Source organism: Thermoplasmatales archaeon (genome assembly GCA_014361245.1).
GTDB lineage: Archaea > Thermoplasmatota > E2 > UBA202 > JdFR-43 > JACIWB01.
This window is the reverse complement of the sequence record JACIWB010000002.1, coordinates 25,737-41,116: the sequence shown is the minus strand read 5'-3', so window position 1 is coordinate 41,116 and position 15,380 is coordinate 25,737. Positions and strand designations below refer to the sequence as shown.

Genomic DNA, 15,380 nt, shown 5'->3' with positions numbered 1-15,380 from the left:
ATATATTCCTGTGAAATTTAGATACAAGATAACAATTATCATGCTTGCAATTTCAATTATACCACTTATAATACTACCCTATATCCTCTCTGAAAGAAGTGGGCAAGAAATGAGGGCGCAAGCGGAAAAAAACATAGCAACTCTTGTTGAATCAAAATCTGAATTTTATGATTTTATTTTTAAGTATTTTAGAAATAAATTGGAAAATGTAGTTAAGTTAATAGAGGAAAACTGGGGGAAAGGAAAATATTACAACTTATCCTATATATGGAGTGTAAATGGAAGTTATGATAGCGAGGAAATTAAAAATTTTGAATTTATAAAACAGGCATTTGAATTAATGGAAAGAGATGAAAATATAACTCTTGTATATTTTGGAATGGAGAATGGTTTATGCTTTTTAAGCGATAGCAACTTTACAAAAAAACTAGAAGAGATATCTAATGAGACAGGTGAAAGGTTTGATTACAGGAAAAGAATATGGTATATATCTGCAAAAGAAAATAATTCAACATTATGGAGCCCTCTATATATAGATGCAAATACTGGAAAATTAACAACAACAATTTCTACGCCAGTGCTTGTAAATGGTGAATTTGTCGGGGTGGCTGGCGCGGATTTGCTACTTGAGAATATAAGGGACAATATACTTGATATAAATTTTGCAGGATATGGATATGCAATTCTTGTGGAAGAAGATGGCGATATTTTAGTTCATCCTGAATATAGCGAGATGGGTAGGAAATGGAATGAAACTTTTGAGGAAGAGAATATTTTTAACATAAGTGGGCTTAAAGAAATTGGAGATTTTATAAAAAATTCATCAGCTGGAATGAAAATTATAGAAATGAATGGTGAAAAATACTATGCTTTCTCTCATCCAATTGAAGAAATGAAGGGCTCCCTGATTTTTCTCTTACAGGAAAAAGTCATTACTCAAATTGTTTCTGCTAGGACAAGAGAATATTTGGGGATGTTTTTTTGTGTTTTGGCGGCGGTTATAATTACTTCTCTTGTTCTTTCAAAAAATTTAACTAAATCGCTTGAGGATTTAAGAAATGTTACAAGGGAAGCAAGCAAGGGAAATCTTGATATAAGGGCAAAAACAGGTGGAAATGATGAAATATCAGCGCTTTCAAGAGATTTCAATAGAATGATGGAGGAATTGAGCATATACAGCAAATCTCTTAAAGAATCTGAAGAAAAGTATAGAGGAATTTTTGATGAATCAATGGATGCAATCTATATTTCTACTTATGAAGGAAAATTTGTTGATATAAATAATGCTGGATTAAAACTTCTCGGCTATAGTAGAGATGAAATTTTTAAGATAAATATTGATGAAATTTATGAAAAGAGTGAGGATAGGGAAAAATTCAAGAAAGAAATTGCCAAAAGAGGGTTTTTAAAAAATTATGAAGTTAGATTGAAAAGGAAGGATGGAAAAATAATTGATTGCCTCGTTTCTGCAATAAAAATTGAAAAAGATAATAAGATATATTATCAGGGGATAATAAAGGATATAACTGAACTGAAGGAAACAAGAAGATTGCTTGATATGTATAACTCCCTCATAAGGCATGATATAGGAAATAGAAATCAGATAGCTGCTGGTTGTTTAGAATTGCTCGGAGAAAGTGATTTAAGCGAAGAGCAGAAAAATTTGCTTGATAAAGCATATGAAAACATTATGCAATCCCAAAAACTTCTCTACAAGTTAAGCATAGTAGGGAGAATTGGAGAAAGAGAACTCAAAAAAATTAGTTTGGATGATGCAATAGAAAGGAGTATAGAATTTCATAAAAATATTGCTGAAGAAAAAGGAATAAAAATTTCTTTTAAGAAAAAGATGGCTTTTGTTATCGCTGATGAATTGCTTGAAAATATATTCTCAAATTTCATAGAGAATTCAATAATTCATTCAAACTGCAAGAATATTGAAATAGATATTGATGAAGAAAATGATTACTATATTGTAAGAATAAGAGATGATGGAAAGGGAATAAGCGAGGATGTTGCAAAAAGAATATTTGAGCTTGGGGCAAAAGGGAAGGAAAGCAAGGGAAGCGGCTTGGGCTTGCATCTCTCAAAAATTATTGTTGAAGGATATGGAGGAAAGATAATTCTTAAAGATGCAAAAAGAGCAGAATTTGAAATATATCTTAAGAAGGCATAATTATTTATGAGAAAAAATGCCAGTTATTCCATCTCTCCTTTCAATCCTTACAAATCCAAATCTTTCAAATTGAACAATTTCTCCATCTTCAATCTTTTCCACATTTTTTTCTGCATATCCATTAATTATTTTTAAGCTATTTTCATCAAATTCATCATTTTTAAATGGCAGAAGGGGAACAATTACTTTCAGTTCTATCTTATCCTCGCCTACCCATTGTATTTTTTCCACTCCTTCAATTATATTTTCTCCCGCAAATTTCCCATACAGGTATGAATTCTTTTTCTCTATTTTTACATTATACAAATCTTTTAGCCTTATTAAATTTCCTTCTTTTATTTTTAAAACATCTTCCTTGGGAATATAAAATACTTTGCCAACAAATATTTTCCTTTTACCCATATCGATGGACGGATGATTTCTCAGCTCAACTTCTTTTTCAATTCCATCTTCAACAATAAGTTTTACTGGCTCTGGAACAAAAAAATATCTTTTTGCTTTTGCATCCAAATTTTTTCTATTTATTGCCTCTATGTTCTCAAAAACAACCATTGCCTCAGATTTTGATATTCCCTGAGAAAGAACAAATTCTTTTATGCTCTCTGCCAGTATGCCACGCCTTTTTAAACCAATAAGAGTTGGCAGGCGTGGGTCATCCCACCCCATAACAACTTTATTTTCTATCAGTGGTTTTATCTTTCTTTTTGAAACAGGCATTCCCTTTATCTCAAGGCGTGAAAATTCCATTAAATATGGCTTTCTTAAACCCAAGCAATCAAGTATGTAGAAATATACCTCATCCCTTAGTTCATATTCCTTGCTTCTAAAAGGATGAGTAACTCCTGATAAAGAATCCTCAACCGCTCCATAAAAATCATATGTAGGCCATATCCTAAATCTTTTTCCATGAATTGGATGGGGATGCTCTATTATGCGGAATAAAACTGGGTCTCGCATTGCTGTATTAAATGATTTCATATCTCCTTTTAACCTTATAGTTGCCTCTCCTTCCTCCATTAACTTAAAATCTTCCCATGAAAAATTTTTATTTCTGCATTCACATTCCCTTCCATTTGCCCTATTTTCCCTCACTTTTTCTTCACTGCATGTGCATACATATGCATTCCCCTCATCAAGCATTTTTTTAATCAACTCATAGTGCTTTGGTAAATTATCAGAAGTCCTGTATTCTTTGTCCCATTCTATCCCAAGCCATTTCAAATCTTCTTTCTGAGCTTCATAAAATTCCTTCCTTTCATTTACAGGATTCGTGTCATCGAAGCGAAGAATAAATATCCCATCATAAATCCTAGCATACTCATAATCAATAAGAGCTGCCTTCGCATGCCCAATATGGAGGTAGCCATTTGGCTCTGGCGGAAAGCGGGTAATAACTTCCCCTTTCTTAGCAAATGGCAATGGTGGAAGCTTTTTTTCTTCCTTCTCTTTTTTTATTTCCTCAATGCCAATTTTTTCGCATTCTTCTCTTATTTCTTCAACACTAAGTTTATTTATTTCCTCAATAACTCTCCTTACAACAGGTATTACTTCTTTTGCATCAGCATTAGTTTCAGCAATTACCTTCCCAATAACTGCTTTTAAATCTGCTTTGCCAAATTTCAATGCATTTATTAAAGCATGTTTTCTTGCAATATCCTCTATCTTCATTTTTCCCTTTTTACCGCAAATTCAGCAATTTCAATTAACTTCTTCTTTTCTTCGCTATCCTTAATTTTCTCTATCGCCTTTTTTGCCTTCTCTGCATATTCAAAAGCCATATTTTTTGCATAATCTATTGCCCCTACTTCTTCAAAAAATGATATTACTTTTTTAATTTCTTCATTGCTTTCCTTCCCATAATTTTTAAGCAATTTTTCCCTATCTTTTTTATATCCATATATATAAAGAATTGTTTTCTTACCCCTCCTTATATCACTTCCAACTGGCTTTCCTATGTCTTTCCCAATTACATCAAGACAATCATCCCATATCTGAAATGCCATTCCAAGATTTAGACCATAATTTCTTAATGCTTCTATATCTATTTCTTTAGCCATTCCAATGATTGCTCCTCCCATTGCCGCATGTTCAAACATTTTTGCTGTTTTCTTTTCAATCATTTTAAGAAATTTTTTTTCATCAACATATTCTTCTTTTTCAAAACTCATATCCATATCCTGTCCCTCGCATATTTCTTTTGCCATAATTGCAAGATTTCTTAAAATTCTCTTTGCAATTTTATCATTTTCTATATAGCTTGCTATTTCAAAAGATTTTGCAAAAAGAGCATCCCCCGCAAGAATTGCTGTATTTTCTCCAAATATTTTATGAACGGTTGGTTTGCCCCGCCTTTCCTCATCCTTATCCATTATATCATCATGTATAAGGGTAAAAGTATGAATTAGTTCAAGAGCAACTCCAAAAGGAATTGTATTCATTCCATCCCCACCCACCGCTTCGCAGGCAATAAAGGCAATTATCGGGCGCAATCTTTTCCCCCCCGCGAAGGGCAGATGCTTTACCGCATTATACAAATTTTTTGGCTCAATTTCATAGAGATAATTTTCTATTCCTTTATCAATAGCATCTCTTATTTCCTCTAAATAGTCCATATCTCAACCTCCCTAAGCTCCTTAATATTTTTGCACCCCGTAAGAAACATTGAAAAAAGAAGAGATTTCTTAAAAATTTCCATTTTTTCGTCCATTGATTTGCTTTTTAAAATAGCACTTGCAACACCCGCACAATCTGCGCCAAGTGCTATTGATTTTGCGACATCAAGTCCATGCCTTATTCCTCCAGTAGCAACTATTTCAATTCCAGCATTTTTGCATATCTCCGCTATTTCAATCAAGCAATAAGGAGCGGGAATTCCCCAGTCCCAGAATATTTTCCCTATCTCCTCCTGTATCCTGTTTCTGATTTTTTTTGCCCTATAGCTTTCAACAGCTGAAAAAGATGTTCCTCCAGCCCCTCCAATATCTATTCCAACTATATCAGTATCTAGTAATTTCTCAACAACCTTCCTGCTTATTCCAGCCCCTGTTTCCTTAACAATAACTGGCTTATCAACTGAGGAAGAAACTTCCTTTATCATCCTAACGCATCCCTTTGCATTTCTATCTCCTTCTGGTTGAATAACTTCCTGCAAAAAATTCAAATGTATTGCAAGCACATCCGCATCTATCATCTCTATAGCCTCATTCGCTTTCTCTATTACATTATTCCATTCAAGCAGTTGAGGAGCTCCAACATTTGCAATTCTCAAAGGCACACGATAATTTTTCACCACACTGTAGCTTTCAACAACTTCCCTGTTTTCAAGCCCCGCCCTCTGCGAGCCGACGCCCATGCCAACGCCAAATTTTTCCGCAACCATCGCTATTTTTCTATTTATTTCCTTCGCCTCCTCGAAGCCACCCGTCATTCCTGCAATTATTATCGGCATTGAAAGCTTTTTTCCGAAAATTTCTGTTGAAAGATCTATTTCATCAATATTTATCTCAGGTAATGCATCATGAATCAGCATGAAATCATCCCAATAGTTATAAGAATGCATGACATCCTTTTCCATTACTATTTCAAGGTGCTCCTTTTTTCTATTTTTCATCTTCCCATTAATTATTTAAATTATTTATAATTATTTCTACCTCTTGCAATTGATGTGAATATTCCAATGATGCATAAAATCGCTGAAATTATGAATGCTTTTTCCATTGCATCAACAAAAGAATAATTTTTTGTGAGCAATATTGCAATTCCCATGCTTGCGGATTGACCAATCGTGCGCATTGTAGCAAGTGTAGCAGATGCAATTCCATATTCTTTTCCTTCAACACTTGCCATTATTGCATTTGTATTTGGAGAAGAAAAAAATGCAAAACCAAATCCTATTAATGAGAGAATTACAACTATTATTATTAAACCTGGATCATTTCTGATATATAAAGCTAGTAAAAAAATGCCAAGAGCAGTTAATCCTATACCCAATGATGCAATTATTTTTGCATCTATTCTATCAGATAATTTTCCAGCAGTTGGAGAAAAAATTGCCTGAAAAATCGGCTGAGACACAAGAACTAATCCAGCAAAGCTCGCTGAATAGTTTTTTATATTTTGAAGATAAAGGCTCATAAAAAATGTTAATGATGCTGTGGCAGTATAATGAATTAATGCCGTTAAATTTGAAAAAACAAATACAATATTTTTTCCAAAAATTGAAGGGTTTATCAATGGATTTTTCATCTTGCTCTCCCAAAAAATGAAAAATATAAAAAGTAAAAAAGAGAAAATTGCAATTATTATTCCTCTTATTGAATCAATTATTGAAAGGGCGCATATAATAGAGATTATAGATGCTCCTGAGAGAAATGAGCCAAAATAATCAAATTTCTCATAATTACCAGAAAATTCATATTTAAATCTGCTGAGGAAAAAAATTATTAAAATACAAATGAAAATCATGAGGAGAAATATGCTTCTCCATCCAAAATAACTTGTTAAAAATCCCCCTATAAATGGGCCGCTTGAAAGTCCCGCATAGGTAAATGACGCATTTATGCCAAGTGCTTTCCCTCTTTCTTCCCTAAAAAATGAAGATAAAATTGCGATTCCATTTGAGAAAATCATTGCACTTCCTATTGCATGAATTATTCTTAAAATTAAAAAAAGATATGGCAAAAAGGAAATCATTGATAGAAAAGATGCAACTGCAAAAATTATTATCCCGTATAAAAAAATTTTAATTCTTCCATAAATATCTCCAATTTTGCCAAATGGCAAAAGAAGGACAGCTGTCGCCAGTATATAGGATGTTGTAATCCATCCAAGAAAAATTGAATCAACGCCAAAATCTCTTCCTATAGAGGGAAGGGCTATGTTAATTGATGAACTTGTAAATGGAACAAGAAAAGATGAAAAACATGTTATAATCAAAACTATATTTTTATCCTTCATTTAAAAGCTCCTTAATTTCAGCTATTATCTCTCCAAATGACTTCACTTTAAAAAATCTTCTCCCTGTTATTTCATTGCATAAAGATTGATAAATCGACGAAATGCTTTCCCTGAGTATGGGAGGCAGGAACGGCGGCTGAGTGACCTTTCGCCTCCAATCTATTGCATCAATTTTCTTTGCTTCCTCTATTTCTTTATACCATTCTGTTTTTCTATAATAAATTCTTGCAATTTCCTTGCTTATCGGTATGCCATTTATTGTAAATCTGCATTCATCTGGTGTGCCAACAACATCAACAACAATAATATTTCTTTCTTCATCAAAACCGAATTCAATTTTTCCATCTTCATTTCTTGCTCCAGTTTTTTCCACTTCCCTGCTTATCATCCCATTTATTTTTTCTGAAATTTCTATAATTTCCTCTATTTCTTCATTGCTTAACATAGCAATTCTTTTTACTTCTTCCCTGCTTATATATCTATCAATTTCTTCAAGCTTTGTAGAAAATTCATATATTGGCTGATCAAGCTTTTGATTTGCCTCCACTTTTTTTAAACCATATTCAGCAAGATTTATTTTTCCTTCCCTCAACCTCTTAAGAAAACTTGAGCCTTCTGCTATAAAATTTCTGTATATTACTTCAACAGGTATAAGAAAATTTGATTTTTCTTTTGAATAAACTGAATAATCATATTCTTTCCCGCATATTCTTGGCTTAATAACTCTTAAAATTTTTATTCTCATCCTGTTTGTTGCTTCTTTAATTTCTTTTATACTTTTTATTTTTTCATCCTCAACAACTCCAACATAATGATTTTTTATTCCATTTTTATTCATTTTTTCAAAAAAATATGCTCCAATTAAGCAGAGTGACTTGCCCTTATTTTCTATTAAATCTGGCATTTCACCCCAATCAAAAACTGAATAGCGGTCTGAAAATATGAATTCAGCAATCCCAGGCTTTTCTTTTGCTTCTTCAATAATTCTCAAATCCTTTACGCTTCCCATAAAGTTATATCCTTTATCATTTAAATTTTACTGTTCCAACTTTTTCTCCCTTAATCGCTTTTGTTAAATTCCCTTTTATTTTTCCATTTATGAAATAAACATCGCAATCAATTTTCATTGCTTCTTCAATCTTATTTTTTATTCCACCAGTAACATCAAAAAATCCTTTACTTGCCTTTATTTCAATTTTTTCATCAATTAATTCAATTAATTTCGCATCTCCTTCGCTTGGATTTCTATCATAAATTCCGTCAACATCCATCAAAAATATGACTTTTTCAGCAGAAAAATTATTTGCAAGATATGTCACTATTTGATCTCCCGATAAAATATCGATTCCCCTTTCAACTGAAATTGATACATCTCCATAAAGGAAAGGAATAAAATCTTTTTCAATCAATTTTTCAATAATCTCTGTATAGCCATCAACAATCTCTCCCTCCTTGACTATAAAAATTGAGGAAGGGCAAACAGGAAAGGATGGCAATTCCTTTTCAACAAAAATATCAACTATTTTCATGTTCAATTCCATCATTGCCCTATGCGTCTTATAAAATCCCGCCGCCTTTTCCTTGCTCCATCCACCCTTTATTCCATATTTTTTAGCCAGAGGATGGCCGTAGCTCCCGCCGCCATGCACAATCAAAAATTTTTTTTCTGGGTAAAATGGCTTAATTTCATCTGCAATCTGCTCAACAATTCTTTTATTGAAGGAGAATGGCTTTTCTTTATCACTTATAACACTTCCTCCTAATTTTATGATAATCATTTTTCCACTATCACATCCGCTTCTTCTTCTTTTGCATCCACTATAACAATATCCCCATCTTCTATGGCATCTATATCAATTCCATCAACGCATACTAAGCCAGCAATTATTGCCCCAGTTGCAACTATTGTTTCCGTCTCCTTATTTATTATTGCCTTAGGAGCAACTCCATTCCTTTTTAGAGCATAAATTACATACGAGCCAACCGTTGAACCCCTTCCGCAAGGAAAAACAAATATCTTATCCTTTATACATTTTCCATATAGAGAGCTATTTTTGTCAATTATTATTCCACTTTTTGTATCAACACCTCCATAAAAGCTGAATGCTTCCCTGCTCACTATTGCCTCACCCTTCACTTTCCCCGGGTATATTGTCCTCCCTTTCATATTAATTCCTCCATTCTCGCAAAAAGAACCTTTTGATTGCAAAAACTTGGTAGATAGTGGGCCGCTTTTGCAGAATTCACCCCAGTTTTTTCAAAAATTTTTTCAATTGGTGAAACAACCATGCATGTATCTGCTATTATCTTTCCGCCAGCTTTCTCAATTTTCTCATTTATACCCATTCTTTCCGCAACTTCCTTAACAGCTCGAGAAGTGCATATCCAGAAATTTCTTTTAGCTTTCCTATTGCCTAAAAATTTTGCAATTTTTATTATTTCATTAAGGGAGGCGTGTGGGCAGCCGAAAATCACTATATCCACATCCCCGCTATTGCTCAATTTTGAATAAACTTCTTCCACATCTTCATTGCCCACCTCAATTTTCTCCTTCCCCTTAATTTCATATTCATTTGCCTCGGGTGTAATCCCCTCAACATGATACATTGCGACAGCGCCAGCAGCCGCCATCGCCGCCCCCATCTGCTTTAAATCATCTACATCAGCATCTTTTATTCCCCTGAAATATGGTATTTTATTCTTGATTTCTTCCCCTACATGATAGCCCAGTGCTGCAAAATCTGTGGGGTTCAAAAGATTTGCTTTTACATCTATAATAAAATCTGGCTCCCTGTTTTCATCTAAATGCAAGCCATAATAAGGTGTTAAACCTGTTATTGCTGCTGCAAGAGCGGAAGGACCTCCTTCACGGTTTGTTCTTGCCCCTATAACCGAGTTTGCAAATGAAACAGCGGATGACTCGCTCCATGCTATGTGCTGGCGATATCTTGGTAAATTTCCTGCAAGATATGGTGTGCAGGTTGCAGAAATTACAATTCCCATCTTTTTAAAGGCATTTATTATAGCCATCTGTTTTTCAGCAAACTCCTTGCTTATACCCATTTCCTCCCACTTTTCTAAATCCATGCCAGCTGGATTTAAATATGTTAAAATTTTAACCCTTGCTTCTTTTGCTATATCTTCAAGAAATTCGAGACCAGCATCTTCTATTGATTTATATGAAACACCCGCAATCTGGGCTGAAGAAACTTCAATCATTTTTTCCGCTTTATAAACCTCTCCAAGCCTTACAAGAAGGCGGAGCATCCTGGCGACAATTTCCCCTTCTTCACCATCAAGCATTTTTTCCTGCTCGGGCGTGAGGTACATAATTGAATACCTTTAATAATTAAAAAATATATCTATTCAGAGCATTTCCATCATCTTTCTTCTTCTATTTTCTTCTTCAAGAAATCTATAAACTGTTGAATGATTTGCTCCTTCAAGCAACATCTCTACTGCTTTTTTTGCAATCTGCAAATTCTCGATTTTCCCTATTATTCCAATTGTGTGTCCATAAATGCTCACATATGCTCCACTTAATTCTTCTATAATTTCTCTTGCCCTTCCATTTTTTCCAATCACTCTGCCAGCAAGCCTTCTTATATGATTTTCCTTTTTCCCAACCCAATCTCTTATATCAATTATTTCAAGATAGTAGTCCTCATTAAACAGAAGAATTGCTTTCTCTGGAGAAAATCCTCTTCCAATTGCAACAACAACATTTTCTGCTTCCATCTCCCTTATCTTATCCTCACTTTCTATTTTAACTTCTCCTATGCTCGAGTTAACCTCAAGCTTTAATCCATAACTCTCTATGCTGCTTTTTGTTTCTCCGTTCTTGCCAATTAAAACACCCACCCTATCAATAGGAATTTTAACATATTTCATCTTCATCACCCAATTATGTAAGAGATTGTATCTTCCTCTTCTATATTAATGAATTTTTTAAAAAATTTTACTATATTATATACATCTCTCCTTAAAAATTCCATTGCCATCGGATTTTCTCTTTTAACAGTTTGTCCCACATCTATTATAACTGGGTTATTTCTATAAATTAGAACATTATATTCAGAAAAATCGGCATGAACAAGTTTTGCTTTTTGATACATAAGCTTGAGATATTTTTTTATTTTCTCAAAAATTTTCTCTGCATTTTTTATATTTGCATCTTTAAGCAATGGGGCTGGCTTCGCCTTGCTCCCTATATACTCCATTACAATTACATTTTCCTCAATCGCTATTGGTTCGGGCACCCTCACGCCAGCCTCATACAATTTTTTAAGATTGCCAAATTCTTTTTTAGCCCAAGCAAAAATTATGTTTCTTCTGTCAAATTTAATTTTTTCAGGTGGGTCATACATAAGATATTTTGAGATGCTTCTGAATGTTGCAGTATTTATCCTATAAATCTTGATTGCTATTAATCTTTCACCACATACCCCTCTAAAAACATTTCCCTCCTTTCCAGTTGAAATTGGAAAATCAATATAATCAATAAAACCGTCATTCATCAATTTTGCAAGGGCATCGAGGGTTGTTTTTTCAAAAACTTCTCCTTCTGTTTTCCTTAGCTCTTCAATTTTTTTCATAAAAATCCTTTTAGGGTATCGGGAATAAGATTTTTTCTATCAAGATTTACTATCTGGGTCGGGGTGTAGCGATATATTACATCCGCTTTTTCATCCTGAAAATCCCATGCCTTGACAATGATTAAATCCCCTGTTTTTATCCACTTTCTTTTCTTTATTTTTCCAGGTATTCTTGCCATTCTTGATTTTCCGTCCTCGCAAACAATCTTTAATCTACCCCCTCCCATGTGCTGTTCAACAATAGCAAACATTTCTTTTTCATTTTTTTTTGGCAAGGGTATTCGTTGCTCAACTTCTTCATCCATTATAAGGTTAATTTGTAAATATATATGAAGATATCGATTTGAAAAATAAAAAACTAAATTTATGTCTTCTTTATTCTTTTTGTGGAAGAATATTTTAGATGGATAGAAAATAAGGCAAGAGAATGTTATGAAATAGCGAATTTAGCAAGGAAAAAAGGTTATGATCCAAAAAAAGAAGTAGAGATATCTTTTGCAAAGGACCTTGCTGACAGGGTTGAAGAGCTTGTTGGTCCAAGTGGGATAGCTCATAAAATAAGAAAATATTTGAAAGAAAAAGGAAGAGAGGAAACTGCTATTCAGATAGCAACTGAGATTGCCGAAAATATGAATGGAAGTCACGCAGAAATAATTGAGCAAGCGGTAAGGACCGGACTCGCAATATTAACAGAAGGTGTTTTAGTTGCTCCCATAGAAGGAATATCATCTGTTGAGATTGGAAAAAATTTTGATGGAAGTAGATATGTTGACCTTTATTTTTCTGGACCTATTCGCTCTGCCGGAGGAACAGGAGAAGCAATGAGTGTATTAATTGCTGATGTTGTCAGAAGAAAATTAGGAGTAGATAGATATAAGCCAACTGATGATGAAGTTGAAAGATATAAGGAAGAAATCCCTCTTTATGATAGAATAACACATTTGCAATATTTACCATCCTCAGAGGAGATAGAACTAATCATAAGAAATTGCCCTATCTGTATAAATGGCGAGCCAACTGAAAAGGATGAGGTAATGGGTAAAAGAGATTTGCCAAGAATAAAAACAAATAGAATAAGAGGGGGGGCATGCCTTGTAATAGCCGAAGGACTCTGCCTTAAAGCACCAAAGCTTATGAAACATGTTACAAGATTAAATCTTGAAGGATGGAATTTCCTGAAAAACTTTTCTAAAGAAGTGGATGAGAACAGGGAAATAGAACCATCTAAAAGATATATTGAAGATCTGATTGGTGGGCGCCCTGTAATAAGTCATCCATCTCGCAAGGGTGGCTTCAGGCTCAGATATGGGAGGGCGAGAAGTTGCGGGCTGGGGGCAACAGCAATGCATCCTGCAACCATGTATTTGCTAGATGGATTTATTGCGGTTGGGACACAGCTTAAGACCGAAAGACCGGGGAAGGGAACGATTGCAACTCCTTGCGACAGTATCGAAGGACCGATGGTTTTGCTTGATAACGGGGATTTTATACAGGTGAATTCTCTTGAGGAAGCGGTTAAAATTGCCAAAAATGTTAGGGAAATAATTGATTTGGGAGAAATTTTAATACCTTTTGGAGAATTTTTTGAGAACAATTCAATTCTTCCTCCCGCAAGTTTTTGCTATGAATGGTGGATTAAAGAACTTGAGGAAAAAACAAATATTGAAGAGGTAAAAATAAAGCATGGAATAGAGAGTTTTGAAAGCATATCTTTTGAAAAAGCAATTGAATTATCGAGAGAATATGGAATCCCGCTCCATCCTTCCTATAATCTTTTCTGGCATGATATAAGTAAGGATGATTTTCAGATTTTGAGAAATTTTATAAAAAAAGCAAGATATGATGGAAAGTTATATCTTGAAAGAGATAAAAGATTAAAGGAAATTTTATTAAATCTTGGAGTCACTCATCTTGAAAGAGATGGCTATATTGTAGAGAAATATGCAGATGTAATTATCAAGTGCTGCGGATTTGAATTGATTGATGGAAAAATTTTTGAAGTTAAAAATAGTTCAAAGGAGGCAATTGATGCTGTTCAGGAAATTCTTGGAATAAAAATAATTCCTAAAGCAATTCACAGAATAGGAGCAAGAATGGGAAGACCCGAGAAATCCGCCGAAAGGAAAATGTCGCCCGCCCCGCATGTTCTCTTCCCTGTAGGAATTGAGAAGGGGGGAAAGGAAAGGATTTTAAATACAACAGGGAAAATAATTGCTGAATTGGGAGAAAGGAGATGTGAAAATTGTGGAAGAATAGGTTATAAAACAAAATGTGAGTGCGGCGGGCATACATATTTTACGGGAAATATAAAAAATTTTGAAATAGATGTTAAGGAGGAATTGAGTAAATCCGAAAAAAGAATAAATACACAGATGAAGAAGGTTAAGGGAGTTATTGGTTTATCCTCTTCAAGTAAAACTCCAGAATGCATAGAAAAAGGAATTATAAGAGCAAAATATGATGTTTATGTTTTTAAAGATGGAACTATAAGATACGATATGACAAATATGCCATTAACTCATTTTAAACCATATGAAATAGGTGTTTCTGTAGAAAAACTTAGAGAGTTAGGATATAAATATGATTATAAAGGAAATGAATTAGTAAATGATAATCAAATTGTTGAACTGATGCCACAGGATGTTATACCCTCAAAAAAATGTGGAGAATACTTTCTCAGAGTTGCTAAATATATTGATGAAATGCTTTTAAAAATTTATGAAATTGATGCATATTACAATGCAAATAGTCTGGATGATTTAATAGGACACTTAGTAGTTGGTTTATCCCCCCATACATCAGCGGGAATCATTGGAAGAATAATTGGATTTATTGACTTAAATGTATGCTGTGCCCATCCATTTTTCCATGCAGCAAAAAGGAGGAATTGCGATGGTGATGAGGATTCATTGATGCTTCTTACCGATGTATTAATAAATTTCTCAAAAGAATATATACCCGAAAAAAGAGGGGGAAAAATGGACTTACCACTTGTTATAGCAACAAGAATTTCTCCAAGTGAAATAGATAAGGAAGCATTGAGTTTGGATGTCTTAAGTTCCTATCCTCTGCTATTCTACAGAAAAACTCATATTTACGCTCATTCAAAAGAACTTGAAAAGGAAATGGATTTAGTTGCAAATAGAATTGGGAGTGAAAAAGAGTATAAATTTTTTGGATTTACTCATGATACAAGCAACATAGCAAATGCTCCAAAAACATCTTCATATAAGCTATATGAAAACATGGAGGATAAGGTAATGGCACAGATAAATCTGGCAATAAAGATAAGGGCTGTTGATGAAGTAGATGTTGTTACAAAAATAATTCAAAAACATTTCCTTCCGGATTTAACAGGAAATTTAAAAGCTTTCACAAAACAGCAGTTCAGATGCACAAATTGTAATACAAAATATCGCCGCATCACTTTAACTGGAAAATGTGGAAAATGCGGAAGCACGCTATTACTAACAGTTCATGAAAGTTCTATAAAGAAATATTTAGGAGTTATAAAGAAACTGGCAGAGGAATTTGATATACCAAATTATACAAAACAGCGCATCTTGCTTTCAGAAAAATTTGTTGAATCACTCTTTAGAAATGGAAAAGATAAAACCCTCACCGATTTCTTCTAACAAAAAATTTAAAAAAAT

General features: G+C 33.7%; 13 protein-coding genes. 2 read left to right on the top strand and 11 right to left on the bottom strand.

Annotated features, from left to right (window positions below; translation table 11 throughout):
* Positions 1 to 10: 10 nt before the first annotated feature.
* Entirely contained in the window at positions 11 to 2,176 is a 2,166-nt protein-coding gene (locus H5T45_00880) for a PAS domain S-box protein (protein ID MBC7128272.1), read from the top strand.
* Here the strand turns inward: H5T45_00880 and H5T45_00875 are convergent, their stop codons facing one another.
* From H5T45_00875 to eif1A, 11 genes are read right to left on the bottom strand one after another with little or no spacing between them, the layout of a single operon-like run.
* Entirely contained in the window at positions 2,177 to 3,844 is a 1,668-nt protein-coding gene (locus H5T45_00875) for a glutamate--tRNA ligase (GenBank protein MBC7128271.1), read from the bottom strand.
* Positions 3,841 to 4,788, bottom strand: coding sequence for a polyprenyl synthetase family protein (locus tag H5T45_00870; GenBank protein ID MBC7128270.1), 948 nt, complete (start codon positions 4,786 to 4,788; stop codon positions 3,841 to 3,843). The genes H5T45_00875 and H5T45_00870 overlap by 4 nt, the downstream gene beginning before the upstream one ends.
* On the bottom strand, positions 4,776 to 5,786 hold the full coding sequence (locus H5T45_00865) for a type 2 isopentenyl-diphosphate Delta-isomerase (protein ID MBC7128269.1): 1,011 nt from the start codon (positions 5,784 to 5,786) through the stop codon (positions 4,776 to 4,778). Before H5T45_00865 ends, H5T45_00870 begins: the two co-directional genes overlap by 13 nt.
* A 20-nt stretch (positions 5,787 to 5,806) precedes the next feature.
* Positions 5,807 to 7,132, bottom strand: a complete 1,326-nt coding sequence (locus H5T45_00860; GenBank protein ID MBC7128268.1) for an MFS transporter — start codon at positions 7,130 to 7,132, stop codon at positions 5,807 to 5,809.
* Positions 7,122 to 8,141 (bottom strand): phosphoribosylaminoimidazolesuccinocarboxamide synthase, encoded by a 1,020-nt coding sequence (purC, locus tag H5T45_00855; protein ID MBC7128267.1) that lies wholly within the window; start codon positions 8,139 to 8,141, stop codon positions 7,122 to 7,124. The genes H5T45_00860 and purC overlap by 11 nt, the downstream gene beginning before the upstream one ends.
* A 16-nt stretch (positions 8,142 to 8,157) precedes the next feature.
* A complete protein-coding gene (locus tag H5T45_00850; protein ID MBC7128266.1) occupies positions 8,158 to 8,910 on the bottom strand; it encodes an isopentenyl phosphate kinase family protein in 753 nt (250 codons plus the stop codon).
* Entirely contained in the window at positions 8,907 to 9,305 is a 399-nt protein-coding gene (locus tag H5T45_00845) for a DUF126 domain-containing protein (GenBank protein ID MBC7128265.1), read from the bottom strand. The genes H5T45_00850 and H5T45_00845 overlap by 4 nt, the downstream gene beginning before the upstream one ends.
* The gene (locus tag H5T45_00840) at positions 9,296 to 10,462 is read right to left on the bottom strand and encodes an aconitase X catalytic domain-containing protein (protein ID MBC7128264.1); all 1,167 of its coding nucleotides are present in this window, start codon (positions 10,460 to 10,462) and stop codon (positions 9,296 to 9,298) included. The genes H5T45_00845 and H5T45_00840 overlap by 10 nt, the downstream gene beginning before the upstream one ends.
* A 36-nt stretch (positions 10,463 to 10,498) precedes the next feature.
* On the bottom strand, positions 10,499 to 11,023 hold the full coding sequence (locus tag H5T45_00835) for an RNA-processing protein (protein ID MBC7128263.1): 525 nt from the start codon (positions 11,021 to 11,023) through the stop codon (positions 10,499 to 10,501).
* A 5-nt stretch (positions 11,024 to 11,028) separates the two neighbouring features.
* Positions 11,029 to 11,727, bottom strand: a complete 699-nt coding sequence (locus tag H5T45_00830; protein MBC7128262.1) for a serine protein kinase RIO — start codon at positions 11,725 to 11,727, stop codon at positions 11,029 to 11,031.
* Positions 11,724 to 12,032, bottom strand: coding sequence for a translation initiation factor eIF-1A (gene eif1A / locus H5T45_00825; protein ID MBC7128261.1), 309 nt, complete (start codon positions 12,030 to 12,032; stop codon positions 11,724 to 11,726). Before eif1A ends, H5T45_00830 begins: the two co-directional genes overlap by 4 nt.
* Before the next feature lie 81 nt (positions 12,033 to 12,113).
* On the opposite strand from eif1A, the gene H5T45_00820 reads away from it, so the two are divergent.
* Positions 12,114 to 15,362: a DNA polymerase II large subunit gene (locus H5T45_00820; protein MBC7128260.1), complete on the top strand. Its 3,249-nt coding sequence runs from the start codon at positions 12,114 to 12,116 to the stop codon at positions 15,360 to 15,362.
* The last annotated feature ends 18 nt before the right edge of the window (positions 15,363 to 15,380 follow it).

Coding starts and splice junctions, on each gene's coding strand:
- H5T45_00875 (MBC7128271.1), bottom strand. CDS start 3,844: ATGAAGATAGAGGATATTGCAAGAAAACATGCTTTAATAAATGCATTG.
- H5T45_00870 (MBC7128270.1), bottom strand. CDS start 4,788: ATGGACTATTTAGAGGAAATAAGAGATGCTATTGATAAAGGAATAGAA.
- H5T45_00865 (MBC7128269.1), bottom strand. CDS start 5,786: ATGAAAAATAGAAAAAAGGAGCACCTTGAAATAGTAATGGAAAAGGAT.
- H5T45_00860 (MBC7128268.1), bottom strand. CDS start 7,132: ATGAAGGATAAAAATATAGTTTTGATTATAACATGTTTTTCATCTTTT.
- purC (MBC7128267.1), bottom strand. CDS start 8,141: ATGGGAAGCGTAAAGGATTTGAGAATTATTGAAGAAGCAAAAGAAAAG.
- H5T45_00850 (MBC7128266.1), bottom strand. CDS start 8,910: ATGATTATCATAAAATTAGGAGGAAGTGTTATAAGTGATAAAGAAAAG.
- H5T45_00840 (MBC7128264.1), bottom strand. CDS start 10,462: ATGTACCTCACGCCCGAGCAGGAAAAAATGCTTGATGGTGAAGAAGGG.
- H5T45_00835 (MBC7128263.1), bottom strand. CDS start 11,023: ATGAAATATGTTAAAATTCCTATTGATAGGGTGGGTGTTTTAATTGGC.
- H5T45_00830 (MBC7128262.1), bottom strand. CDS start 11,727: ATGAAAAAAATTGAAGAGCTAAGGAAAACAGAAGGAGAAGTTTTTGAA.
- eif1A (MBC7128261.1), bottom strand. CDS start 12,032: ATGGATGAAGAAGTTGAGCAACGAATACCCTTGCCAAAAAAAAATGAA.